A 7,938-nucleotide genomic window follows, 5' to 3' on the forward strand; every position below is an offset into this window, starting at 1 on the left:
ACTACTGATCGATCGTGTAGTAAACCTCGGCGGCTTCGTCAACGAAACCAAGATGCTCATAAATACTATGCGCCCGATCAGGACTCGACATATCCACATCGAGCCCAATGCGTGACGCACCCGACGCTGATGCGGCTGCGACAGCGTTGCCCACGAGGGCACTAGCCACCGAACGACCGCGGTGTGCCTCGGCGACACCGAGCAGATAGATATAGGCCTCCGGTCGACCGGTGGCAACCCAGCGCTGCGCAGGACGACCCGTCATCGCATAGCCGACGACCTCGCCCTCGCTGTCCACAGCCACGAACGACCAGCGCGGATCGAAGTGATTCATCGCGTCATCCCACCACAGGGCACGCAGCGGAGAACGGAACGCCTGCTGGAAAGCCTCCATGTGGATCGCACGGATCTGCTCCTGCGGAACCTGGCTCCACGGCACAATGCGGTAGCCGTGGCGCGCCTGCGGGGCTACTTCGCCCCCCGCCAGGTCGCGATACATGACACGGTAGATGCGCTTGGCAAAGAAGCCTGCCGCAATGTAGAGGCGGCGGCGATCCGTCATATGCGCGTCCACCAGGTTCGAGATTGACACAGGGACGTCCGATTCGGCACCGAAAATCTCCACCAGCATCTGGCGAGCACGTCCATCCTGCCAGTACAGAAGAGCTCGACCCACGCCACGGCCTCGCCAATGCGGATGGATATAGGCACTCACGATGGCAGTCGCTGCCTCATGGATGCCGCGCAGCACGCGCACCGATGCGACCGCGCAAATATTCCGACTCGCATCAAGGCCGACAATCGTATCCACCCAATCGCGGCCGTTCTCCCCCTCCATCATGTCAGCGATGTCTTCCACGGAGGTGCGCCGAATAGCGTTATCGTCGTCTTCGATCAGGGAGATCAGCGCGTACACGGCGGGTGCGTCACGGCCAATCATGGGCCGCCAGCGCAACCCGAGGTGACTGCCCGGGTACGGGACGGACACGGGCGGCGTGAGTCGCTGCGCAAGTCCTGTCATGCGTAACATCCTAGCGGGTAATCGGGCCTTAAGTCACACTGACCTCGGATATTTGTGCGTTCATGATGAACGCTTTTTCAGAAAGTTGACAGCTTGTGCCCGAAATTACGCGTCAATCCGCATGCGATCAAGGCCAGCCGATTCAGTGACAATGAATTCTCTGCGCGGGCCGACGGTCGAACCCATGAGCAGCTCAAACACGTCCTCCGCCTGGCGCAGGGCCTCCTCGTCGGCCAGGGTGATGCGGCGCAGCGACCGGTGGGCACGATCCATCGTGGTCTCCGCCAGCTGATCGGCATCCATTTCACCTAGGCCCTTGTAGCGCTGGATCGGCTCCTTCCACGTACGGCCCGAGCGGCGCAGCGCGGCGAGCTTGCGGTGCAGCTCATCCTCGGAGTAGGTGTAGATGAATTCACGCTTCCTACGTCCCTTGCCCGCGACCTCGATGCGGTGCAGGGGCGGGACGGCCGCGTAGATGCGTCCGGCCTCGACCATGGGTCGCATGTAGCGGAAGAACAGGGTCAGCAGCAGGGTGCGGATGTGCGCGCCGTCGACGTCGGCGTCGGTCATGAGGATGACTTTGCCGTATCGAGCCTGGGACAGGTCGAAGGTACGCCCCGAACCCGCGCCGATCACCTGGATGATGTTCGCGCACTCGGCGTTGGCCAGCATGTCCGCGGTCGAGGCCTTCTGCACGTTGAGGATCTTGCCTCGGATCGGGAAGAGGGCCTGATACTGGGAGTTGCGCGCGGCCTTGGCCGTGCCCAGGGCGGAGTCACCCTCGACGATGAACAGCTCTGTCTCAGCCACGTCCTCGAGGCGACAATCCGCGAGCTTGGCGGGCAGCGAGGAGGTTTCCAGCGCATTCTTCTTGCGCGAGATCTCCTTGTGGATGCGCGCGGACACGCGGGCCTTCATCTCGCCGACGACCTTCTCCATGAGGAGGGACGTCTGCTGCTTGTCGTCGCGCTTGGAGGAGGCGAACTTGTCCTTCAGCCAGTCGGCGACGACACGGCTGACGACGGCTCGGATCTGCGGAGTGCCCAGCGTTTCCTTCGTCTGGCCCTCGAATTGAGGCTCGGGGAAGCGCACGGTGATGACAGCGGTCATACCGGCCTGCACGTCGTCCTTTTCGGGGCGCCCGTCCTTTGCACCGACCTTGAGCTTGCGCGCGTTCTTATCGATGGCGGCGCGCAGGGTTTTCAGGACCGCCTGCTCGAAGCCAGCCACGTGGGTGCCACCCTTGGGGGTGGCGATGATGTTGACGAAGGACCGGACAGCCGTGTCGTATCCGATGCCCCAGCGCAGCGCGATGTCGACCTCGCAGGTGCGTTCGACCTGGGTGGCGCGCAGGTGGCCGGTCTTTGAGTCGAGGGCCTGCACGGTCTCGTTGTAGGTGCCTTCACCCGTGATGTGCCACGTGTCGGTGACGGGGCCATCGGAGGCCAGCCAGTTCGCGAAGTCGACGACGCCTCCGTCGAAGCGGAAGCTCTCGCGCACTTCCTCCTCGCCGCGCTCGTCGTAGCAGTTGATGGTCAGGCCGGGCACGAGGAACGCGGTCTGGCGGGCGCGCGCCAGCAGGTCCTCCCAGGAGAAGGATGCCGTGGCCGGGAAAATCTGGAAGTCCGCCCAGAATCGCACGCGCGTGCCGGTCTGCGACTTCTTCACCTTGCCGACGGTCTTGAGGATGGAACCATCCGTGAAGGGCGCGAAAGGCGAGTTGGGGGTGCGCTGCTTCGAGTCGTCGAATTCGCCGGGTTCGCCGCGGCGGAAGCACATCTCGTGGGTCTTGCCGCCACGGTCCACCTGCACGTCGAGACGCGCCGAGAGAGCGTTGACGACGGACGCACCGACGCCGTGGAGGCCGCCAGAGGCCGCGTAGGAGCCGCCGCCGAACTTACCGCCGGCGTGGAGCTTGGTGTAGACGACCTCGACGCCGGTCAGGCCTTGGCCGGGGACGATGTCGACGGGGATGCCTCGGCCGTTGTCGGCGACGGAGGCGGAGTGGTCGGGGTGGAGGCGTACGTCGATGGTGTCGCAGTATCCTTCCAGAGCCTCATCGACGGCGTTGTCGATGATCTCCCAGAGGCAGTGCATGAGGCCTCGGTGGTCGGTGGAGCCGATGTACATGCCGGGGCGCTTGCGCACCGCCTCGAGGCCTTCGAGGACGGAGAGGTGCCGTGCGTTGTAGTCGGATGCGTCGGTAGGAGTCACGAGGTGAATCATAGGTGGCTACGTGCTCATTTGCGGTCCACTGGGCGTGTGGCGTGGGTTCTGGGAGGCTTTCCACGCTTGACGAGGCCTGGGCTATTTTGCGCTGATCGGCGCGGTTTGGCGGCTCGTCGCACGCGACATTCTCGTGGGCATTTTTCTGCGTTGTCGCGGCCCGTGAGGCGTTGTGTCATGGTGTCGACGGTGGTCAGAGATTGCGCCCCCGGTGAACAGGGGTGCGCGGGGGTGGCTCAATGGTGTGTGATGGATGCATGAAGGCACAGATTCTTGAACGCCCCGTACTGGACGAGCCGCAGTTGAGCGCGGCGAATCGTTGCGACGCCTGCGGCGCTCGCGCCTGGGTTCGTGCGACCATGCCGTCGGGCGGCCAGCTCTACTTCTGCGGCCACCACGCGAACGAGCACCTGCCCTCCCTGGTGGGCGCTGGCGCACAGATCCTGGACGAGCGTCATTTCATGAACGACTGATTTTACTGCTCCCGCAGCGGCGGGACGCACGGCTTCGAGGCGCGGGCGGGGACCGACGGGTCCCCGCCCGCGTTTTTCCTATGCTCGTTTCCTTTCTCCCGCTTCTGACGACTGTGTCACGAAACCACCCTGACCCGCGCTTTCACACCTCTCCCCCGCGCACCTGTCAAAGAGCGCGTGGTACAGTTGCGAGTCACTTTCGGGCACAAAAGGTGGCGAACTGACACACTTTCGCCCGCATTGGAGCAAAGCCATGAAAATAGCGTGGAACGAAATTACATATCAACCAAAGAAGTTCGTTCTCATCGAGTTCCTGATCGCCACGCTCATGTTCATGGTCGTGTTCCTCTCGGGCCTCACCAACGGCCTCGGCGCCTCCGTGTCCGCGCAGATCGCGAACTACGGTCCCCTCACCTACGTCCTGTCGACGGACTCTGAGGGAGTCATCCCCTATTCGTCGGTCACCTCCGACGACATCAAGGCCCTCGAAGCGGCCGGCATGCGCGACTACGCGAGCCTCGTCATCCAGCGCGCGACTATCACCCGGGTCGACGACTCGAACACCCTGGACATCACATACTTCGCGACGGATCACAACGACGGTAACGTTCTCCAGCCGACTCTCATCGACTCCGACCTTGCTATTTCCGACCTTGGGGACAACGAGGTCATCCTCGACAGCGCGTTTGAGAACGAGGGCATCCAGGTCGGTGACCGGGTGATCGACAAGATCTCCGAGCAGGAACTGACGGTCGTCGCCTTCGCCAAGAGGGCGAACTATGGATACAGCGACATCGGCTTTGTCAGCTCGCAGACCTACGCGGATATGCGCACGGTGACCGTTCCGAACTACGAATGGCAGGCCCAGACGGTCGTTACCTCGGATGAGATTGCGGAGGACGCCCTTCCCACTCACCTGATGACCGCCGACCGCCAGCAGGTCATCGACAAGATCCCCGGCTACAAGGCCCAAAACCTCACGCTCAAGATGATCACGTGGGTACTCCTCGTTGCCTCATCCGCGATCCTGGGCGTCTTCTTCTACATCCTCACCCTGCAGAAGCTGCACCAGTTCGGTGTTCTGAAGGCGATCGGCATGCCGATGCGCACGATCACCAACATCCAGATCTCTCAGCTGACGATCATCTCGATCATCGGCGTCGTGATCGGCCTCAGCCTCGCCGCCGCCATGGCGCCGTTCCTGCCGAGCACCGTCCCGTCGATCATGACTCTCGCAGACAGCGTCACCGTCGCAATCAGTTTCGTCGTGACTTCGATCCTGTGCGGCGCGCTGTCGCTGCTGAAGATCAAGAAGGTGGACCCCATCGAAGTCATCGGCGGAAACGGAGAATAAAGTGGCAATCATCGAACTGGATTCGATCGGAAAGTCCTACGCCGACGGCGACCAGACGCACCGCGTGCTCAGCGGTCTAAGCCTGAGCGTCGACCCCGGCGAGTTCGTCGCAGTCCTGGGACCCTCTGGTTCCGGAAAATCGACGCTCCTGTCTATCGCTGGCCTGCTACTGTCGGCCGACGAGGGGCACATCTCCATCGCAGGCCAGGACCTCACGCAGCTGAGCCAGAAGCAGTGGACGCGCAAGCGCCTGGAGCTGCTGGGTTTCATCTTCCAGGACCACCAGCTCCTGCCCTACATGCGTATTGGCGATCAGCTCGAGCTGGTCGCGAAGCTCAAGGGCGAGAAGGACAAGGCCAAGCGTCAGGCCGAGGTCCGCTCCCTCATGGAGGACCTTGGGATCGAGGCCTCCTACGCGAAGTATCCTCGCCAGATGTCGGGTGGCCAGAAGCAGCGGGCGGCGATCGTTCGCGCCTTCATCGGCAACCCGCAGCTGATCCTGGCAGACGAGCCGACCGCAAGCCTGGACCCGGACCGCGGCCAGGAGATCGCCCAGCTGATCCGCAAGGAAGTGAAGTCCAAGAACAAGAGCGCCATCATGGTGACGCATGATCGCTCGATCCTCCCCTACGTGGACACGATCTACGAGCTCACGCACGGCACGCTGACGAGGGTCGAGGCCTAAGAGCGGCGGGCGCTCCACGCTGAGAGCAGCGGCGGCAACGGTGCGGATCTCCTGTGCACTGCTTCAGAAGATCCGCACTGCTTTACGCTTTCAGCGCCAGCAGGCCGTCAGAAATGAAACGACGCACAAGCTCACTGCGAGTTTGTCCGAGTTCCCCGGCAGCCTCGTCGAGCTCTCGAACTAAGGATTCCGGCAGGCGCGTGCCGACCGGCATCGTGTCCTCACCGAAGAGCTGCGGACGACCCGGCAGGACCTTCCACGATCCGTCGCATTCGCCAGCTTCGAAGCGCTGAGCATCTACTTCAAGATCAGCATCAGTAACGGTGATCCCTCCCGCGAGACGGTAGGTCCCCTCTTGCTTCTTGCTCATCACCCTCTCCTCTCAGCTCCAAAAATCTCTGTCATCATTTTCTTTGAAGGCGGTGTCATCGCGTGATAGATGAGAATCGTGCCATCTTCTTGCAGAGCAGCAAGGAGTTCTAACAGCCGCCCGTTCCTGTCGTATCCCAGCGCAGCGTACGCGGGCCAGTACGGAGAGTCCACGCGTTCGGCACACTCAACTGCATAGACCCAGGCGTGGATCGCATCTTCGTCGGCTATCTCAGGATGTCGCGCGCTCACGCGTGGATGGACAACAACCGGCACGTCCACCAGTGGCTCACCTCCCCTGCGCCCATGCCAGGAATTTCGTTAACAAAATTCTAACACTGTTTTCCCGGGGCTGCTGGTCAATGCAATCGATGGTCGATCGAAGCCGGGAACGGCGACCGACGCCCGAGAAGGCCGCTCCCCTAGTCCGCGAGGCGCTGGGACACCACCGTCGTGACGCCGTCGCGCATCGTGACGCCGTAGAGGGCGTCCGCGATCTCCATCGTGCGCTTCTGGTGGGTGACGACGATCAGCTGCGAGGTCTCCTGGAGCTCCTTAAAGATCGCCAGCAGGCGCGTCAGCCATCACGCGAACAGACGTAGCACGACTAAGCACTACCCCAACAGGCACAATCACGACTCAGATCGCAACCACCAAGCGAAGACAGACGGTATAAAGCAATATGGAGGCGCGAGAGATCAGATTCCAGTCATCAGGAAGCTCGTCTAACAACAGCGACCTATATGCGCAAGAAAACCCAGCCCCACTCAATAGCGGAAGAGATGCCGACAGTACCTGACGTGACAAAGGTAACAAGAAATGACCAGCTTTATTCTTGTACCTCCATCTATACGGCGTAAACACCATCTACACGCAACACGATATGCAAAACTACAAACGTCCACTACAACGAAGCAGGCAGCGCACATTCAAAGAAGAACCAACACCAGCAAGGAGACAGAAATGAAGTACAGAACATTTAATGTACCCGACGATAGGGCGAAGCAGACAGAAAAAGAGATCCAACAACAAAAACTACACAGCTTTGATCTAGACGAAATCCAAGCGTACGCTTTCACCGAAAAAAATCAACCATTTATTGCACCGAGCGAATGGGCTCGCATAGTCGCAAACAATCGAGGATATCTTTTCCATCCAGAAATCGGTATCTTTGCGCAAAACCCCGATGGAATACCAGAGCACTTCCCCTGGCATCTCATCGCACAAACCTTTGAAGATTTGGCAGACGCCCTTCTAGAGCACGGCGCATTGATCAAATCGGAAGATAATAAACAAATCATTGCCGTATATTGGGAAAGAGTGAAGGAACTAGCTGATCAAGGATTATTACCATAAGACCTATCAACAGCTACAGGTATCATCAAACCTGACTGCCTGCCCCCTTTATCACTGCCGAGTCAGACAGACAAGGTTCGCCCGCACGTAGCAATAGAACGTGCGGGCGAACCACTTCCACCCATAACACGATCCAATCATTAACCACTATTCAGATTAGTTTCACAATTTATCTTAATGAACATTCCAGAATGTAACCCAGAAATATAATATACACACGAATACGCTGAGACAATATTACACAACGCTTAACCACACTTAACAGCACACACACCTAAGAACAGCACAAGGCGTTCCCCATTCAACACCAACCAACGCTTCAACACACCTATTCTCAAACAGCAATAAAGCGACTCACACACTATTCAACAAGAAACCAAACGACAGAAAATTATTTCTACATTGGCGAGCAGTCGTTTGACTGAAGAATAGAGTAATTTGCTTGCACGTACAT

8 protein-coding genes and 1 pseudogene are annotated in these 7,938 nt (G+C 59.8%); 4 read left to right on the plus strand and 5 right to left on the minus strand.

The window, feature by feature from the left end; genetic code table 11:
- Nucleotide 1: 1 nt before the first annotated feature.
- Both O3932_RS08380 and O3932_RS08385 read right to left on the minus strand, forming a co-directional pair.
- Nucleotides 2–940, minus strand: a complete 939-nt coding sequence (locus O3932_RS08380) for a GNAT family N-acetyltransferase (protein WP_299239794.1) — start codon at nt 938–940, stop codon at nt 2–4.
- A gap of 186 nt (nt 941–1,126) precedes the next feature.
- A complete protein-coding gene (locus O3932_RS08385) occupies nt 1,127–3,247 on the minus strand; it encodes a type IIA DNA topoisomerase subunit B (RefSeq protein ID WP_371537646.1) in 2,121 nt (706 codons plus the stop codon).
- 257 nt (nt 3,248–3,504) lie between these two features.
- Between O3932_RS08385 and O3932_RS08390 the strand changes: the two genes are divergently transcribed.
- The 3 genes from O3932_RS08390 to O3932_RS08400 all read left to right on the plus strand — a co-directional run bounded on the left by O3932_RS08390 (nt 3,505) and on the right by O3932_RS08400 (nt 5,759).
- Nucleotides 3,505–3,720 carry a hypothetical protein gene (locus O3932_RS08390; RefSeq protein WP_291450951.1) on the plus strand — a complete coding sequence of 72 codons (216 nt, stop codon included), beginning with the start codon at nt 3,505–3,507 and terminating at the stop codon, nt 3,718–3,720.
- 253 nt (nt 3,721–3,973) lie between these two features.
- Nucleotides 3,974–5,074: an FtsX-like permease family protein gene (locus tag O3932_RS08395; protein ID WP_371537649.1), complete on the plus strand. Its 1,101-nt coding sequence runs from the start codon at nt 3,974–3,976 to the stop codon at nt 5,072–5,074.
- A gap of 1 nt (nt 5,075) precedes the next feature.
- Nucleotides 5,076–5,759: an ABC transporter ATP-binding protein gene (locus tag O3932_RS08400; RefSeq protein ID WP_371537652.1), complete on the plus strand. Its 684-nt coding sequence runs from the start codon at nt 5,076–5,078 to the stop codon at nt 5,757–5,759.
- A gap of 82 nt (nt 5,760–5,841) precedes the next feature.
- Here O3932_RS08400 and O3932_RS08405 read toward each other — a convergent pair whose 3' ends face one another.
- The 3 genes and pseudogenes from O3932_RS08405 to O3932_RS08415 all read right to left on the minus strand — a co-directional run.
- Nucleotides 5,842–6,129, minus strand: coding sequence for a ribbon-helix-helix domain-containing protein (locus O3932_RS08405; RefSeq protein WP_371537654.1), 288 nt, complete (start codon nt 6,127–6,129; stop codon nt 5,842–5,844).
- On the minus strand, nt 6,129–6,410 hold the full coding sequence (locus O3932_RS08410) for a hypothetical protein (RefSeq protein WP_371537657.1): 282 nt from the start codon (nt 6,408–6,410) through the stop codon (nt 6,129–6,131). Before O3932_RS08410 ends, O3932_RS08405 begins: the two co-directional genes overlap by 1 nt.
- A gap of 140 nt (nt 6,411–6,550) precedes the next feature.
- Nucleotides 6,551–6,709: pseudogene (locus tag O3932_RS08415) on the minus strand (chromosome segregation protein SMC); the annotation flags it as partial.
- A 382-nt stretch (nt 6,710–7,091) separates the two neighbouring features.
- Here O3932_RS08415 and O3932_RS08420 point away from each other — a divergent pair.
- Nucleotides 7,092–7,484 carry a hypothetical protein gene (locus O3932_RS08420; RefSeq protein WP_371537660.1) on the plus strand — a complete coding sequence of 131 codons (393 nt, stop codon included), beginning with the start codon at nt 7,092–7,094 and terminating at the stop codon, nt 7,482–7,484.
- The last annotated feature ends 454 nt before the right edge of the window (nt 7,485–7,938 follow it).

The sequence above is a fragment of the Pauljensenia sp. 20925_1_25 genome, assembly GCF_041433955.1.
In the GTDB taxonomy this organism is placed as follows: domain Bacteria; phylum Actinomycetota; class Actinomycetes; order Actinomycetales; family Actinomycetaceae; genus Pauljensenia.

Excerpts from the sequence above, each read along its gene's own strand:
- O3932_RS08405 (WP_371537654.1), bottom strand. The coding sequence starts at position 6,129 with ATGAGCAAGAAGCAAGAGGGGACCTACCGTCTCGCGGGAGGGATCACC.
- O3932_RS08380 (WP_299239794.1), bottom strand. The coding sequence starts at position 940 with ATGATTGGCCGTGACGCACCCGCCGTGTACGCGCTGATCTCCCTGATC.
- O3932_RS08395 (WP_371537649.1), top strand. The coding sequence starts at position 3,974 with ATGAAAATAGCGTGGAACGAAATTACATATCAACCAAAGAAGTTCGTT.
- O3932_RS08390 (WP_291450951.1), top strand. The coding sequence starts at position 3,505 with ATGAAGGCACAGATTCTTGAACGCCCCGTACTGGACGAGCCGCAGTTG.
- O3932_RS08420 (WP_371537660.1), top strand. The coding sequence starts at position 7,092 with ATGAAGTACAGAACATTTAATGTACCCGACGATAGGGCGAAGCAGACA.
- O3932_RS08385 (WP_371537646.1), bottom strand. The coding sequence starts at position 3,247 with ATGATTCACCTCGTGACTCCTACCGACGCATCCGACTACAACGCACGG.